At 67.0% G+C, this 12,884-nt stretch carries 21 protein-coding genes; 20 read left to right on the top strand and 1 reads right to left on the bottom strand.

Features of this window, described 5'->3' with window-relative positions:
* Positions 1-39 precede the first annotated feature (39 nt).
* Positions 40-270 (bottom strand): hypothetical protein, encoded by a 231-nt coding sequence (locus LLS1_RS09305; protein WP_226654980.1) that lies wholly within the window; start codon positions 268-270, stop codon positions 40-42.
* Positions 271-299: 29 nt separating this feature from the next.
* Between LLS1_RS09305 and LLS1_RS09300 the strand changes: the two genes are divergently transcribed.
* The 20 genes from LLS1_RS09300 to LLS1_RS09205 all read left to right on the top strand — a co-directional run bounded on the left by LLS1_RS09300 (position 300) and on the right by LLS1_RS09205 (position 12,881).
* The gene (locus LLS1_RS09300) at positions 300-554 is read left to right on the top strand and encodes a hypothetical protein (protein ID WP_226654978.1); all 255 of its coding nucleotides are present in this window, start codon (positions 300-302) and stop codon (positions 552-554) included.
* Positions 555-561: 7 nt separating this feature from the next.
* Positions 562-756 (top strand): hypothetical protein, encoded by a 195-nt coding sequence (locus tag LLS1_RS09295; RefSeq protein ID WP_226654977.1) that lies wholly within the window; start codon positions 562-564, stop codon positions 754-756.
* Positions 753-1,121, top strand: coding sequence for a hypothetical protein (locus LLS1_RS09290; protein ID WP_226654975.1), 369 nt, complete (start codon positions 753-755; stop codon positions 1,119-1,121). Before LLS1_RS09295 ends, LLS1_RS09290 begins: the two co-directional genes overlap by 4 nt.
* Entirely contained in the window at positions 1,121-1,474 is a 354-nt protein-coding gene (locus tag LLS1_RS09285) for an HNH endonuclease (protein WP_226654968.1), read from the top strand. The genes LLS1_RS09290 and LLS1_RS09285 overlap by 1 nt, the downstream gene beginning before the upstream one ends.
* Positions 1,475-1,511: 37 nt before the next feature.
* The gene (locus LLS1_RS09280; RefSeq protein ID WP_226654966.1) at positions 1,512-2,324 is read left to right on the top strand and encodes a hypothetical protein; all 813 of its coding nucleotides are present in this window, start codon (positions 1,512-1,514) and stop codon (positions 2,322-2,324) included.
* A 344-nt stretch (positions 2,325-2,668) separates the two neighbouring features.
* Entirely contained in the window at positions 2,669-2,914 is a 246-nt protein-coding gene (locus tag LLS1_RS09275; RefSeq protein ID WP_226654965.1) for a hypothetical protein, read from the top strand.
* A 59-nt stretch (positions 2,915-2,973) separates the two neighbouring features.
* Positions 2,974-4,623: a hypothetical protein gene (locus LLS1_RS09270; RefSeq protein WP_226654963.1), complete on the top strand. Its 1,650-nt coding sequence runs from the start codon at positions 2,974-2,976 to the stop codon at positions 4,621-4,623.
* Positions 4,624-4,638: 15 nt separating this feature from the next.
* A complete protein-coding gene (locus tag LLS1_RS09265) occupies positions 4,639-6,033 on the top strand; it encodes a hypothetical protein (protein WP_226654961.1) in 1,395 nt (464 codons plus the stop codon).
* Entirely contained in the window at positions 6,033-7,058 is a 1,026-nt protein-coding gene (locus LLS1_RS09260) for a hypothetical protein (protein WP_226654960.1), read from the top strand. Before LLS1_RS09265 ends, LLS1_RS09260 begins: the two co-directional genes overlap by 1 nt.
* A 54-nt stretch (positions 7,059-7,112) precedes the next feature.
* Positions 7,113-7,787, top strand: coding sequence for a hypothetical protein (locus tag LLS1_RS09255; RefSeq protein WP_226654957.1), 675 nt, complete (start codon positions 7,113-7,115; stop codon positions 7,785-7,787).
* A 29-nt stretch (positions 7,788-7,816) separates the two neighbouring features.
* The gene (locus LLS1_RS09250; RefSeq protein ID WP_226654956.1) at positions 7,817-8,245 is read left to right on the top strand and encodes a head decoration protein; all 429 of its coding nucleotides are present in this window, start codon (positions 7,817-7,819) and stop codon (positions 8,243-8,245) included.
* Positions 8,246-8,255: 10 nt separating this feature from the next.
* Positions 8,256-9,296, top strand: coding sequence for a major capsid protein (locus tag LLS1_RS09245; protein ID WP_226654954.1), 1,041 nt, complete (start codon positions 8,256-8,258; stop codon positions 9,294-9,296).
* Positions 9,296-9,700, top strand: coding sequence for an SAP domain-containing protein (locus LLS1_RS09240; protein WP_226654952.1), 405 nt, complete (start codon positions 9,296-9,298; stop codon positions 9,698-9,700). Before LLS1_RS09245 ends, LLS1_RS09240 begins: the two co-directional genes overlap by 1 nt.
* A 5-nt stretch (positions 9,701-9,705) precedes the next feature.
* Entirely contained in the window at positions 9,706-10,107 is a 402-nt protein-coding gene (locus LLS1_RS09235; protein WP_226654950.1) for a Gp19/Gp15/Gp42 family protein, read from the top strand.
* 35 nt (positions 10,108-10,142) lie between these two features.
* Complete coding sequence (locus LLS1_RS09230) at positions 10,143-10,442, top strand: hypothetical protein (RefSeq protein WP_226654948.1); 300 nt, start codon at positions 10,143-10,145, stop codon at positions 10,440-10,442.
* On the top strand, positions 10,435-10,764 hold the full coding sequence (locus tag LLS1_RS09225) for a DUF5403 family protein (RefSeq protein WP_226654946.1): 330 nt from the start codon (positions 10,435-10,437) through the stop codon (positions 10,762-10,764). The genes LLS1_RS09230 and LLS1_RS09225 overlap by 8 nt, the downstream gene beginning before the upstream one ends.
* Positions 10,764-11,168 (top strand): hypothetical protein, encoded by a 405-nt coding sequence (locus LLS1_RS09220; protein ID WP_226654945.1) that lies wholly within the window; start codon positions 10,764-10,766, stop codon positions 11,166-11,168. The genes LLS1_RS09225 and LLS1_RS09220 overlap by 1 nt, the downstream gene beginning before the upstream one ends.
* A 54-nt stretch (positions 11,169-11,222) precedes the next feature.
* Positions 11,223-12,053, top strand: a complete 831-nt coding sequence (locus tag LLS1_RS09215) for an IPT/TIG domain-containing protein (protein ID WP_226654943.1) — start codon at positions 11,223-11,225, stop codon at positions 12,051-12,053.
* Positions 12,054-12,129: 76 nt separating this feature from the next.
* Positions 12,130-12,510 (top strand): hypothetical protein, encoded by a 381-nt coding sequence (locus LLS1_RS09210; RefSeq protein ID WP_226654941.1) that lies wholly within the window; start codon positions 12,130-12,132, stop codon positions 12,508-12,510.
* Positions 12,507-12,881 carry a hypothetical protein gene (locus tag LLS1_RS09205; protein WP_226654940.1) on the top strand — a complete coding sequence of 125 codons (375 nt, stop codon included), beginning with the start codon at positions 12,507-12,509 and terminating at the stop codon, positions 12,879-12,881. The genes LLS1_RS09210 and LLS1_RS09205 overlap by 4 nt, the downstream gene beginning before the upstream one ends.
* Positions 12,882-12,884: the final 3 nt, after the last annotated feature.

Here is a 12,884-nt window from a genome sequence, read left to right as displayed (position 1 = left end):
TACCGACCCGCAGTTCTGGATCCCGGCCCGCAGCCGGTGTCACTCGGGCGCTTCCCCGTTCGCGACCGCCTCGACCCAGTCGACAGCGCGTTCGGAGAGGAAGAACCCCGTTGGTCCCTCAGTGCCGACCCACCATGCGTCGGAAGTGACGACACCTCCGGCTCCCGCGATCTCGGCGACGATGTCGCCTCGCACGGCCTCCCCGTTGTGCTCGATGAGCCACTGTCGAGAGGGCTCCGAGATACGCCACCACCAGTCAGAGATTGCCATGCGTCGAGTCTGAAGGCAGGTGGAGCGCGATGGCAACCGTGAAGCCCGACGCCGTCGCCGACCCACGGCCTGGATCCCGCGGATACCTGAAGTGGTACTGGACTAAGGGCCCCGGCCTGGCGAAGTGGGCGACCAGCCCGCACCCGTTCACCGCCCTCCGCAACCACCTGATCAAGCACCTGTCGCCGACAATCGTCGACCAGGTCACTGCCCAGTGGTTTCACGATGCCCTGGGTTTCTGGCCTGGCACCCCGCACGTCGGCCCGATCCCGATCAAGAAGTGAGGCGACCATGGCCAAGCTCTCCACGGTGAAGGGCGACGTCCTGATCCGCGTCGCCGGCGAGACCGTCGTCGTTGGCGTGCTCGACATCCCGGTCACGGTTGATGTACCGGACGGCGGCCGTGCCGTCGTGCGCTTCCCGAAGGCGACGGTGCGGGCCGGGCTGAAGAAGCTCGCCAAGCGGATCGGAGACATGCTCGCATGACCGCCCTCTTCCCCGGCATGCCGGCCGAGATCAAGGTTGGCGCCGTCGTCTACACCGTCGTCACCAACCCGGACGAGTGGGTCAAGATCGAGCACGAGACCCAGACCAAAGGCTTCTACGGGCACACGCAGAACACGCCGGCGCGCATCTACATCAACCCGGACAGCGCACCCGACGTCGCCCGCCTCACCCTCTGGCACGAGGTGATTCACGCGCTCTCCGAGACGACCATGGGTGCACCTGACTGGCGGCACCTGGGCAAAGACCGGGACGCCCGCGAAGAGTCGGTCATCCGCAAGCTCGAGCATCCCACCCTCCAGGTCCTGCGAGACAACCCGGACCTCGTCTCCTACCTCGCAGGCTGATGCCCGGCTGGAAGGGCAGCAACCGCCGGCACGAGCTGCCGAAGGACTGGCCAGCCATCGTCATCTTCGTGCTCCGCCGCGACCACCACCGCTGCCAGCACATCCGCGAGGACACGGGCCGGAAGTGCGGCCGCCACGCCAACCAGGTCGACCACATCATCCGCCCAGCCGACGGCGGCACCGACCACCCGTCGAACCTCCAGGCACTGTGCGAGTGGCACCACCAGCGGAAGTCCTCATCCGAGGGCGGCACCGCATCCGCGATCGCGCGTCGCGCACGCCGGGACGTGGCGACGCCACTGCACCCTGGGCTCATCGACCCACCACGGCCCGATCCTGCCGCCCCGTTTTGAAGGCGGCCGAGTCGGAGGGTTCCACTATCGTTCAGGCATGGCACTCGACTGGCTGTACGGACCGCGAACTTACCGGCCCCTCACGTTGCGTCACTTTGACGTAGTCAATGTGGGCGACCCAGTCGCATTTAGAGCAGTGGTTCTCGACACGGACGACCTCGTTGACATCGCGGACTTCGCGATCCGTCAACTAAAGAGCGACGAAATCGAGCCGACTGGTCCTGCTCAGTTCCTCATTCAGGACCCCAAGCGCGGCGGAGACACCAGATCTTTGGAAGCGGCGGCTATACCGGCGCTCACCCCCGTGGAGAAGTCGAGGATCTCGATCTTCATCCAGTTTGAGGCCAGGGGATCCGGCGGGTCCATCAACATCGAACTCCGTCGCGGCATGGAACCGACCGTAGTTGTCAACGCTGTTGGCGACCTCGTCTCCGTGAATCGCATTCGCGACGCCGTAGTCGGCAAGATCCTCGACGGGACGAAGCCCGTGCCACAGTGGAGCCGCATCGCTCACCTCGTCGCCCTCATCCCCGCCCTCGTTCTGACTGTCGCGATGATCGCCGTCCAAGCCACAACCACCAGCGTCGCGCTCAGCATCTTCGGGTGGACACTCACAGCACTCGCAGTCACCGGCACAGTCATCGCTTCACGCACGCTCCGCACCCGACTCGCCGACCACCGCACCGGATGCCGCGTCCTCAACGAGACACGAGACGCACGCACCACCAGGCAGACAGACGAACGCACCAAGATCAAGACCGCGCTCGTAACCACCGCCGTAGTAGCGCCCATCACCATAGCCGCAACACTCCTCACCACCTGGCTCACCGGCGCACTGCACCTCAACTAACCACCCCCAGGGGGGAACCCCTCCCCCACCCACCCCCTCCTTGACCGCTACGCGTTCTGCTGCTGACGTTCTGTACGGGTCTGGGGGTTTCGCATCAACCATGCTTCGACGCCGCCATGGCTGACGGGGCAGCCGTCACGGAGGTTGTCATGGCTGGAATCGGGCCTGCGCCCAAGGAGAAGGCTGCTCGGCGGAACAAGATGCCGGAGAAGACGCGGCTGGTCGCTGGTGAGCACCCGGTTGGGCCGGAGCTCCCTGAGGGCTGGCTACCCGATGGTGAGGACTGGCACGCTGCAACGCGGTCATGGTGGGAGCACTGGCGGACATCGCCGCAGGCGTCGCGGATGCTGTCGGAACCTGACTGGGACTTCCTCCTCGACACCGCGCTCATGCACCACACGATGTGGGCCAAGGGCCGGTGGGAGTTCGCGTCCGAGGTGCGGCTGCGCGCTGCGAAGTTCGGGGCGACCCCGGAGGACCGTCTGCGTCTTCGTCAGGAGATTGACGTGCCGGAGGAGTACCCGGCCGGCGCGGCGGGCAACGACAACGTGACAAGCATCGAGTCTCGTCGTGACCGATGGACTAGCTGATGCCTCGGCGGCTCATCCGAAACGAGTCGCATGATCGTAGACGGGCACTGCACATTGCTGTGTGGTGGATCGAGACCTTCACCGTGCACGGCCCTGGTGACGTCCAGGGCGAACCGTCGATCCTGACGGACGAGCACGCCGACTTCGTCGTCGACTGCTACGCGCAGGACGTCGAGGGGCGTCGCCTGTATGACTCGGCGTTCTACTCACGCCCGAAGGGCACCGACAAGTCGGGACTGGCCGCGAAACTCGCGCTGCTCGAGGCGTTCGGGCCGTGCCGGTTCGAGGGCTGGGCCAGGGGCGGCGAGACGTACGAGTTCCTCGGCAAGGTCTACACCTACCGCAAGGGCGAGGCCATGGCCCGGCCCGTCAAGGTCCCGTACGTGCGGATCATGGCGACGGAGGAAGGCCAGACCGGCAACGTCTACGACACCGTCCACTTCAACCTCACGGAGGAGCAGGCGCCGCTCTCGGCTCTGCGCGCGTACGGCTGCGACCCGGGCCTCTCTCGGGTGATCCTGCCGGACGGTGGGGAGATCACGCCGAGCACGTCGGGTGCGGCGTCGAAGGACGGCGGCAAGGAGACCTTCGCGGTCTTCGACGAGACTCACCTGTACAACACGCCCATCCTCCGGTCGATGTACCGGACGGTCACCCGCAACCTGCGGAAGCGGAAGAAGATCGCCGGCACGTGGTTCCTGGAGACCACGACGATGTACGCGCCCGGCGAGCAGTCGGTGGCTGAGGAGACGTACGACCTCGCTGACAAGATCGAAGAGGGCAAGGCGCGCCGCGCCAAGCTGCTCTTCGATCACCGATGGGCGGAGCCGAAGGATCTGCGGAACGAGGCCAACCTCGCGGACGCGTTCGAGGAGGCGTACGGTGACGCGATCGCCTGGAACTCGATCCCGGACCTCATCGACGGCGTCTTTGACACGCGGCAGCCCGAGGCTGACACACGCCGGTACTTCTTCAACGCGCTCGTCTCCTCGTCGAACTCGTGGATCGAGGCCGAGACGCTCCGTGCACGAGGCATGTCACGGATCCGCGCGGCAGCGAAGAAGGCCGGCACGGACTGGTCGTGGGTTCGGCCGTGGGAGAAGGACGTCGTCACCCTCGGATTCGACGGCTCGATCTCGGACGACGCGACCGCACTGGTCGCGTGCCGGGTGCAGGACCGCCACATCTTCCCCCTGCTGATCGAAGAGGTCCCAGACGGGCCCGAATCGGAAGGCTGGGAAGTCAACCAGGAGGCGTTCGACGCGGCCGTGGCCGACGCTTTCAAGCGTTACACGGTTGTCGGGTTCTACGCGGATCCGCCGCACTGGCAGGACTACATCGACTCGTGGGAACGCGAGTTCGGCAAGGACCTGAAGGTGAAGTCGTCCGCCAAGTCGGCGATCCGCTGGTGGACGAAGCGTGACGTGCAGATGGCTGAGGCGCTCGAGCGCCTGTTGGAGGCGATCCGGGGCGGCACGGTGTCGTTCGACGACGAGTCGAAGCTCGGCAAGCAGATGATGCGGCACTTCATCAACGCGAAGCGGTGGAAGCGACGCGGCGGCACGGTCATCGGCAAGGAAGGCAAGAACTCGCCGAGGAAGATCGACGCCGCGATGGCGGCGACGCTCGCGTTCTTGGCAGCCACGGACTTCGGGGCGAAGAAGGTGCCGGACGAAGAGCCGGATTGGGTGCCGTTCTCGGTGCGATGAGATGGAGGTGGCCGGATGCTGCTGTCTGAGACGAGCGTGCCGGGCACCGACGACTGGTGGCTGATGCGCCTCGCCGTCGAGTACGGGCAGTGCCTCCCCCGCCTGGCACGCCTTCGCGGTTACATCGACGGCACGTCCGCGCTGCCGTCGGAGGCGAGCCAGGCGATGCGGGAGGCCTACCGGCGGTTCCTGCGGATGCACCGGCTGAACATCGGCGAGCTCGCGATCAACGCGCGCGTGAACCGAATGAAGCCGCTCGGCTTCCGCACGGCGGCCGCTGGCGACGACTTCGGCGACACCATCGCGATGCGCATCTGGAAGCGATCCAACCTGAAGGTCGGCTCCCGCGACCTGTTTCGCAACGCCAGCATCTACGGTGAGGGCTTCACGATCAACTCCGGCCCGCAGACGCCGTCGGCGGACGCGGATCCGCTGATCGTGCCGCGCGGCCCGTGGGAGGTCCACTCGATCCAGGACGCTGCGCGCCCGTGGCTGTCCGAGGCGGCCCTGATGGTCGGCTACGACGCAATCAACGGCGTCGACGTGCTGACACTCTTCCGGCCCGGCTACATGCGCCAGGCGATGCGCCGAGCGCGCGTCAGCGCCATCCCGACGAACGGTAGCGCCTGGCTGCCCGGCCGTGGGTGGGAGTGGGTGTCCGACCCGATCCCGCTCGGCTACACGCAAGGCAACCCGGTTACGCAGCTGTCGCTGCAGGACGGGAAGGGCGTCTTCGAAGCCCACACCGACTCGCTCGATCGGATCAACAACACGATCTTGGAGCGGTCGACTCTGATCGCGATGCAGGCGTTCCGTCAGATGGCTATCGAGGGCAAGCTGCCCGAGCGGTATCCGGAGTGGCACGAGCGAGCCGGCGAGAAGATCAACTACGAGGAGATGTTCAAGGCAGGTCCGGCTGCGCTGTGGATGCTCCCTGAGGGCGCGAAGGTTTGGGAGTCGGGCGTCACCGACATCACTCCGGTGCTCGGCGCGACGAAGGACGACGTGCGGCACTTCGCCGCGGTCACGAGCACGCCGCTCTACATCCTCCAGCCGGACGCCGCGAACGGGTCCGCGGAGGGCGCAAGCCTCGCCCGCGAAGGCCTGGTGTTCGCTGTCGAGGAGATGAACGACCGCGCCGACGGTGCGCTCGCGCTCGCCCTGTCGATGGCATTCGAGGCGCTCGGCGACACTGAGCGGGCAGCGATCGAGGAGATCGAGACGATCTGGGCGCCAGCCGACCGGTCGTCGATCACCGAGCGTGCGTCGGCGTCGGCGCAGGCGAAGGCGGGCGGCCTGTCGCAGCGGATGATCAACGAGAAGATCTTCCAGCTCACCCCCGCCGAGATGGCCCGCGAGGAGCAATACAAGCAGGACGAGGCGTTCCTGGCGCCGGCGGCCGGGGCATAATGGCCGCCGAGCTTCAGCAGCTCGGCGCGATCGCCGATCGGCACGCGAGCGTCCGCCAGAGCATCATCGTCCAACTGATCAAGCTGCTCCTCGGTTTGTGGGGCGACTTCTCGGACGCCCGCGACGACGCCGCGCGGCTCGCGATCGCTGCCCGGTCGGCGTCCCTGGTCGGGTCGGCGACGTCGCGGATGCGGTTGCAGTCCCGCTCGCACCTGCAGTCGGTGTTCGCGACCATGAGCGAGCGGCCGCAGTTGCCGAAGCTGGTCGACCCATACCCGAGGAACGGCGTCTCCGCGCTCGAGGTGTACGAACGCCCGGGCAAGCAGTTCCTCTGGGAATTGTCCCGCGGGGCGAGTGTCGACGAGGCGCGCGATGCTGCCACCGAGCGTCTCCGACAGATCGCCGAAGACGACGTGCTGCTCGCCGACCGGGACGAATCCCATCGGGTGTTCGAGGGCAGCAAGAAGCGGGTCGTCGGCTACCGGCGAGTCATCCACCCCGAGCTCTCGACCGACGGCACGTGCGGGCTCTGCCTGGTCGCGTCGCAGCGCTTCTACACGGTCGGCGAGCTTCTGCCGCTGCACGACCGCTGCAACTGCACGGTCATGCCGATCGTGAAGGGCGACGACCCGGGCTTCCGGCTGAACGACGACGACCTGAAGAAGCTGTACGCGGCCGCCGGGTCGACGTCGGCTCGGGACCTCTTGAACACGCGCATCACGATCCGTGAGCACGGCGAGCTGGGTCCCGTCCTGGTGAAGGAAGGCGACAACTTCCGCACCGCGAAGGAGGCGGGCCGCCCCGAGTACGTGAAGCCGACACCGGAGAGCATCCGTGCCGCGAATCGGAAGGCGCGCGCGGAAGCGGACGCCAGGATGACGACCACCCTCGCCGAGCTGGATGCGATCCCGCGCGACACGACGGACGGTGCGCTGATCATCCACCGCACGAACCTCACCCGAGCGCGGAACTACCTCCGCGACTACATCCGAGCCCTGGACAACGCGTTCGCCGCGCTCCAGTAACCCGCCGCGCCCGACACGGGCCGGCACCACCATCCACCGACACGGAGGACCACCATGTTCCGCACCAACGCATTCGGCCAGCGCATCAACTGCCTGCCCCGACTCCGCTTCATCGACGGCGAACCCGACAAGGGTGGCGGCGACGACGGTAACAAGGGCGGCGGTGACCTCGGCTTCCCGGCGGACACGCCCCTGACCGAGATGACCGTCGAGCAGCGCGAGGCGTACTGGAAGCAGCAGGCGCGGAAGCACGAGAGCACGGCGAAGTCCCGACAGGACTACGACCAGCTCAAGGCCGACTCCGAGGAGCTCGCGAAGCTCAAGAAGGACGGTCAGACCGATCAGGAGAAGGCGCTCGAAGAGGCGCGTGAGGAGGCTCGCCGCGAAGGTGAGAACCTCGGCGCCGAGCGGTACCTGAAGGACGCCGTCACGGCGCGCTTCGGTGCGCTCACTGGCAAGAGCCAGGAGGACGTCGACAAGGCGTTCGCCCACATCGACGTCCACTCCTTCGTCGGTCAGGACGGCGCGATCGACAACGACGCGCTCACCGAGTTCGCCAGCACGTTCGGCACGAACGACAACGGCGGCGGCAGTAGCCAGCAGATCGACCCCGTCAAGGCGGCGCTCGAACGGCAGCGCGGTGGCGGTACCGGAGGCGGAGACGGCTCCGGCTCCATCCAGGCCATCCGCGAGGCGGCGCGGGAGAAGCTCGCGCCCGCCAAGAAGTAGCAACCCTCAACCCTGAAAGGACGATCCCCATGGATCTCACCACCCAGGTGTCCTACGAGGGCGGCACCGACCTGACGTGGCTGCGCAGCGACCACGGGATCAGCTCGGGGCTCGTCCGCATGCTGGACATCTCGAAGTTCACCTCCGGGGTGCACTACGACGCGAACACCAAGGTGCTCAAGTCCGGCATCGCCCTGGCGAAGATCACCGCCTCGGGCCTGTACGGCCCGTACGACACCACGGCGTCTGACGGCCGCCAGACCACCCTCGACAGCTTCCTGCTCTACGAGCAGGGCCTGCTGCTCGAGAACGGGGCCACCTCCACGCAGATCAGCGCACCGGTCATCCGGCACGCGATCATCGTGCCGACGAGCCTCCCGGTCCCCGCACAGCGCGCCGGTGGCGCGTCCGACGTGACGACGGCAGCCACTGGCGGCCAGTACGTTTTCGAGAGCTAGGAGCAGCCCGATGGGTGAATACTCTTCCGCCTTCCGCACCGCCGCCCAGCTCACGGGTGTCGCACGCGCGGCCGCCGACGTGCTCGAGTCGAGCTTCGTTCTCGGCTCGTGGTTCCCGTCGAACGAGAACTTCGGTCTCTCGTACGACTTCGACCCCAGCTCGGTCACCCTGACCGACACTGCGACCTACCGGTCGTGGGACACCGAGGCGCCCTACGGTTCGACCCCGGGCGACACGTCCCGGTCGGGCAAGCTGCCCCCGATCAGCCGCAAGCTGCGCGTCAACGAGTTCGACCAGCTGAGCCTGTACGGGCAGAGCGACGCCATCGGCAACAAGTTCGAGGACTACGCGCAGCGTCTCGGCGCGCAGATCGCGGCGCGTCTCGCTCTCGGCCAGGGTCAGATCGTCGAGACCGGCACGATCGTGCTGAACGAGAACAAGCTCGTCTTCACGATCGACTTCGGTCGCAAGGCGCAGCACTCCGTCACGGCCGGCACAGCATGGTCGACGGCCTCGGCCCCGGCCCTGACCGACCTGACCACGTGGCGCGCGGTCTACCTGGCGACCAACGGCACCGCGCCGGCCGTCGCCATGCTGTCCTCGGCGGTGATGGCCGCTCTCCAGAAGAACCAGTCCATCATCGGTGCAGCGACCGGCCTCGCGGCAGCGAACCAGCCACCCATCATCAGCCAGGACCAGGTCCGTGCGGTGTTCTCGACCTACGGCTTCGGCCGTATCGTGATCAACGACGACCAGGTCAACGTGGCCGGTACCGCGACGCGCCTGATCAGCAACAACAAGCTGGTCTGGCTGCCGGAGTCCGGTGGCGGTCTCGGCGGCGTCGGCGGCGGCGGACTCGGCAGCACCGAGTTCGGTGTCCCCGCGGAAGCCATCAACCCGGTCTACGGCATCGCCGATGCCGAGAAGCCGGGCATCTTCTCGGCCGCGTTCCACGACAACGACCCCGAGGGCCACAACGTCCTCGCGTCGGCGATCGCGCTGCCGATCGAGCAGAACGCGAACCGCACCTTCGCTGCGAGCGTGCTCTGATGGCGGGCAAGATCCTGGGCTCGTACGTTCACGTCAAGGACAAGAAGGGCGACGTGGTCGTCCTCTCCCCCGGCCAGGAGCTCCCTGGCTGGGCGAAGGAGCAGGTCACCAACCCGAACGCGTTCCGCGATGACGATGCGGTCGAGCCCGAGAGCACGCCGACCTCGACGGAGCAGCAGCCGACAGGCTATGCCGCGCTCGAAACCGCGGCACTGAAAGCCGAGCTGAAGAAGCGCGAGCTTCCTCAGACCGGCAAGAAGGCCGAGCTGATCGAGCGTCTCGAGAAGCACGACGCCGAGCTGAAGGCCGCCGCGGGCGACTCCAGCGAGGACGACGGCGCGGAGGACGGCGACGGTGACTCCCGCGCCGGTGACCCCGCCGACGGCGACAACACCGAGGAGTAGTGCTCATGGCATCCATGCCTGTCGTCTCGTTCGACGATGTCGCGGGACGGTACCTCGAGGGCAACCTCGAAGACCAGTTCTCGCGTGCGCAGGTCGAAACGCAGATTCGGGATGCCGTGGACTACACGGCCGGCCGTTGGGGGACCACGCTCACAACGCGGATCTCCGACGGCCGGCTGACCGCCAATCTCTACAAGCGCGTGATCGCGAATGCGGTGCTGCGCGTGCTCCGCAACCCTGAGGGGTACACGAGCGAGAGCGAGGGCGGCTACTCGTACGGGCTGCGCTCCACTGTGTCGTCCGGTGACCTGTGGTTCACGGACGACGAGGTCGCGATCCTGTCCGGGGCTGACCAGACGGTCGGCCCCGGCACGATCGGTATCGGTCTCGACCGGGGGTGGTCGTGATGTCGCTACGCTCGCGCCCGCGGCACGTCGTCCTCGTGCAGCGCTACGCAGCCGCCACTGGATCGATCGGCCAGGAAGAGTACCAACCTGTCGGTGATCCGGTGCCGGTCCGCGGCAACTTCCACCCGCTCAGCTCGGACGAGACGGTGAGCTACGGCTTGCAGGACTACGTCGCCGGTCGTTTCCACTGTCAGGCGTGGCCCGGAGATCAGTTCAGCCGGATCGACTTCCGCAGTGCTGACTGGGACCAGGTCGGCGACGCCGAGCACTTCGACATCGGTCGCGGTACCCAGCACGTCGAGGTCCTGATTCGAAGGAGGAATCGCCGTGGCTGAGGTGTTCGCGAACGCCGGGATCGAGGCGGCGCTTCTCGCCGGGGAGAGCGACGGACTCGACGAGATCGCCAACACGCTCCTGCGCCGCGCGAAAGCGAATGCCGCGAAGCATGCGAAGGACGGCACCTTCGAGAACAGCCTCGAAGTCGTCCGCACGCGCGGGAAGCGCGGTGTCACCGACCGGCTCGTTCAGTCGACGGATCCGCTCGCTGTGCCGAAGGAACTCGGGCACGCTCTGGTCCGCGACGGCGAGACGATCGGGTACGTGAAGGGGCAGCACAGCCTCGGCAACGCGGTCCGCTCTATGCCGGCGGTCGACTGATGATCGACGGCGAGCGACTCGTCTACGAGCTATTGCAGGCGGCAGCACCGCCAGGCACACAGGTGCTCCCAGAGAGCGACCTCGACGTACTTGGCGAACTCCCCGTCTGGATGTTCCACACCGACAGCGACGGGCAGTCCGAGAACGGTCCCGGGCTGTGGTCGTTCACGCTCGACGTGAACGTCTTCGGCAACGGAATCGACGCGGCAAAGCAGCAGGCTCGGCTCTGCTACGACGCCATCTGGTCCTGGATGGACGACCCCGCGGCGACCGTCATTGACGGCGTCGGCTGGGTCTCCGAGGTCGAGGACATGTCCCTCTTCTCACGCGCGGGGACTCCGGCTCTGACCGGTCGTGGCGTGAGTCAATACGCTGGGTCGTTCGCCCTGGCACTCAGAAACTAACCACCTCCAGCACCCGTCTCGGGTGGGTCCGCACAACCCTATGGAGGAACCCGCATGGGCGTCGACAAGACAGCTCTGATCGTCCCGGGGCACGGCACGCTGTTCATCGCTGACGCGAACACGGCGCTTCCCGCAAACCCCCTCACCGCCTTCACGCTGAAGGGCACGCCGCCGTCCGGGTGGGAGAACATCGGCCACACGTCGAAGGACAACACGGCCGCGTTCAACCGCGACGGTGGCGACGCCACCCAGCTCGACTCGTGGCTGGAAGACAACGTCGACACGGTCTACGCCGCCACCAACTGGTCGCTCGGCTTCAACCCGATCCAGGTCGACAAGAACTCGCTCGATCTCGGCTTCAACGGCTGGGTCGATCCTGCTGACGGCGGCTACGTCATTCCGTCGTCGCAGGACGGCATCGACAAGGCTCTCTTCCTGCTCGCGACGGATGGCACCGGGGCACTCGGCTTCTACATGCCGGACACGACGATCTCCACCGGCGATGCCCCGTCGATGGACACGTCGAAGTTCTTCGAGATCCCGCTCTCCGCTTCGATTCACGCCGCGGACGAGGCAGTCATCGCGTCCAACGGCGGGAAGTCCGGCCTGATGAAGGTCTTCAAGACCGGATTCACCGCATCGAAGCCACTCGTGAAGACCGCCACCCCGACCGGCGCCGCGACCGGTGCGCTCGTGACGATCACGGGATCGAGCTTCACCGGCGCGACGACCGTCAAGTTCAGCGCCACCAACGCCACGGCATTCACGGTGATCAGCGACGGCGTGATCGTCGCTGTCGTGCCGTCTGGCACCGCCGGCTCCGCGGCCGTCACGGTCACGAACGCCGCCGGCGTCTCCAACTCGCTCGCGTACACGCGCGGGTGACCCCCGTCCCGCCCTGCTCTGGTAGCGGACCGGCAGGGCGGGACCCACCCCAGGTCCGCACGAAAGTAGGTCCGCTATGCCTGACATCCCCGAGGGCGCCCGAGTGCCCGACGACCACAAGATCGCGCAGTCCGAGCTGATCAAGCCCGAGGAGCACCCTGCCGGCTGGGAGCTCCTGCGCGACCCGTCCGACATCGAGTACTGGGAGTACACGACGCTCGTTGCCCTCGTCGCCGAGATCAAGACTCGCGGCGATCGCATCGAGATGACCGCCTCGCTCCTGAAGAAGGTCGGCCTGGTGGTGAAGGAGCTCCAGACGGTCTTCGCCCGCAACTCCGCAGAGTTCCGGGAGTGGATCCGCTCGTTCGGAGGCTTCGACACTGCGACCGTCGAGCTCCTCCCGCTGATCTTCGCCTACGTCAACGCACTGGGGGAAGCCGACAGCTCCGCGAGTTGATCGACGAGCACGGCGTCGCCCTCCTCGCCGACTTCCAGCAGTTCTACGGGCTCAACCTGCAGAGCTGGTGGACAGGCGAGCTGGGCACCCGTCGTGCTCTCATCCTCGCGGAGCAACTCGTTGCGATCCCGGACTCACGTTTCCGCGCCGCGCGCCGCGGCGAAGAGGTCAGCGTCTGGCACTGGCCGCACGTCCAGGAGACGATCGCCGACCTCTACGACCTCTTCGTGAAAGTCCTCGCCGGGCTGGGCGGGAACGCCGCACCTGAGGACGCGCTGTACGGCCGCCCTCGCCTAACCGCCCCGGAGACGCACGTGCCGACGATCGCCGAGTGGGACGTCGCCGGCTTCATGCGGCAGATCAACAGTTAGCCG

Source organism: Leifsonia sp. LS1, from assembly GCF_020521355.1.
Lineage (GTDB): Bacteria > Actinomycetota > Actinomycetes > Actinomycetales > Microbacteriaceae > Leifsonia.
The sequence above is the reverse complement of the archived record's forward strand: the minus strand, read 5'-3'. Positions and strand labels throughout refer to the sequence as shown.

Bases quoted from the DNA above. Each gene is read 5' to 3' on its own strand.
- LLS1_RS09305 (WP_226654980.1), bottom strand. From the start codon at position 270: ATGGCAATCTCTGACTGGTGGTGGCGTATCTCGGAGCCCTCTCGACAG.
- LLS1_RS09300 (WP_226654978.1), top strand. From the start codon at position 300: ATGGCAACCGTGAAGCCCGACGCCGTCGCCGACCCACGGCCTGGATCC.
- LLS1_RS09295 (WP_226654977.1), top strand. From the start codon at position 562: ATGGCCAAGCTCTCCACGGTGAAGGGCGACGTCCTGATCCGCGTCGCC.
- LLS1_RS09290 (WP_226654975.1), top strand. From the start codon at position 753: ATGACCGCCCTCTTCCCCGGCATGCCGGCCGAGATCAAGGTTGGCGCC.
- LLS1_RS09285 (WP_226654968.1), top strand. From the start codon at position 1,121: ATGCCCGGCTGGAAGGGCAGCAACCGCCGGCACGAGCTGCCGAAGGAC.
- LLS1_RS09280 (WP_226654966.1), top strand. From the start codon at position 1,512: ATGGCACTCGACTGGCTGTACGGACCGCGAACTTACCGGCCCCTCACG.
- LLS1_RS09275 (WP_226654965.1), top strand. From the start codon at position 2,669: ATGCTGTCGGAACCTGACTGGGACTTCCTCCTCGACACCGCGCTCATG.
- LLS1_RS09265 (WP_226654961.1), top strand. From the start codon at position 4,639: ATGCTGCTGTCTGAGACGAGCGTGCCGGGCACCGACGACTGGTGGCTG.
- LLS1_RS09260 (WP_226654960.1), top strand. From the start codon at position 6,033: ATGGCCGCCGAGCTTCAGCAGCTCGGCGCGATCGCCGATCGGCACGCG.
- LLS1_RS09255 (WP_226654957.1), top strand. From the start codon at position 7,113: ATGTTCCGCACCAACGCATTCGGCCAGCGCATCAACTGCCTGCCCCGA.
- LLS1_RS09250 (WP_226654956.1), top strand. From the start codon at position 7,817: ATGGATCTCACCACCCAGGTGTCCTACGAGGGCGGCACCGACCTGACG.
- LLS1_RS09245 (WP_226654954.1), top strand. From the start codon at position 8,256: ATGGGTGAATACTCTTCCGCCTTCCGCACCGCCGCCCAGCTCACGGGT.
- LLS1_RS09240 (WP_226654952.1), top strand. From the start codon at position 9,296: ATGGCGGGCAAGATCCTGGGCTCGTACGTTCACGTCAAGGACAAGAAG.
- LLS1_RS09235 (WP_226654950.1), top strand. From the start codon at position 9,706: ATGGCATCCATGCCTGTCGTCTCGTTCGACGATGTCGCGGGACGGTAC.
- LLS1_RS09220 (WP_226654945.1), top strand. From the start codon at position 10,764: ATGATCGACGGCGAGCGACTCGTCTACGAGCTATTGCAGGCGGCAGCA.
- LLS1_RS09215 (WP_226654943.1), top strand. From the start codon at position 11,223: ATGGGCGTCGACAAGACAGCTCTGATCGTCCCGGGGCACGGCACGCTG.
- LLS1_RS09210 (WP_226654941.1), top strand. From the start codon at position 12,130: ATGCCTGACATCCCCGAGGGCGCCCGAGTGCCCGACGACCACAAGATC.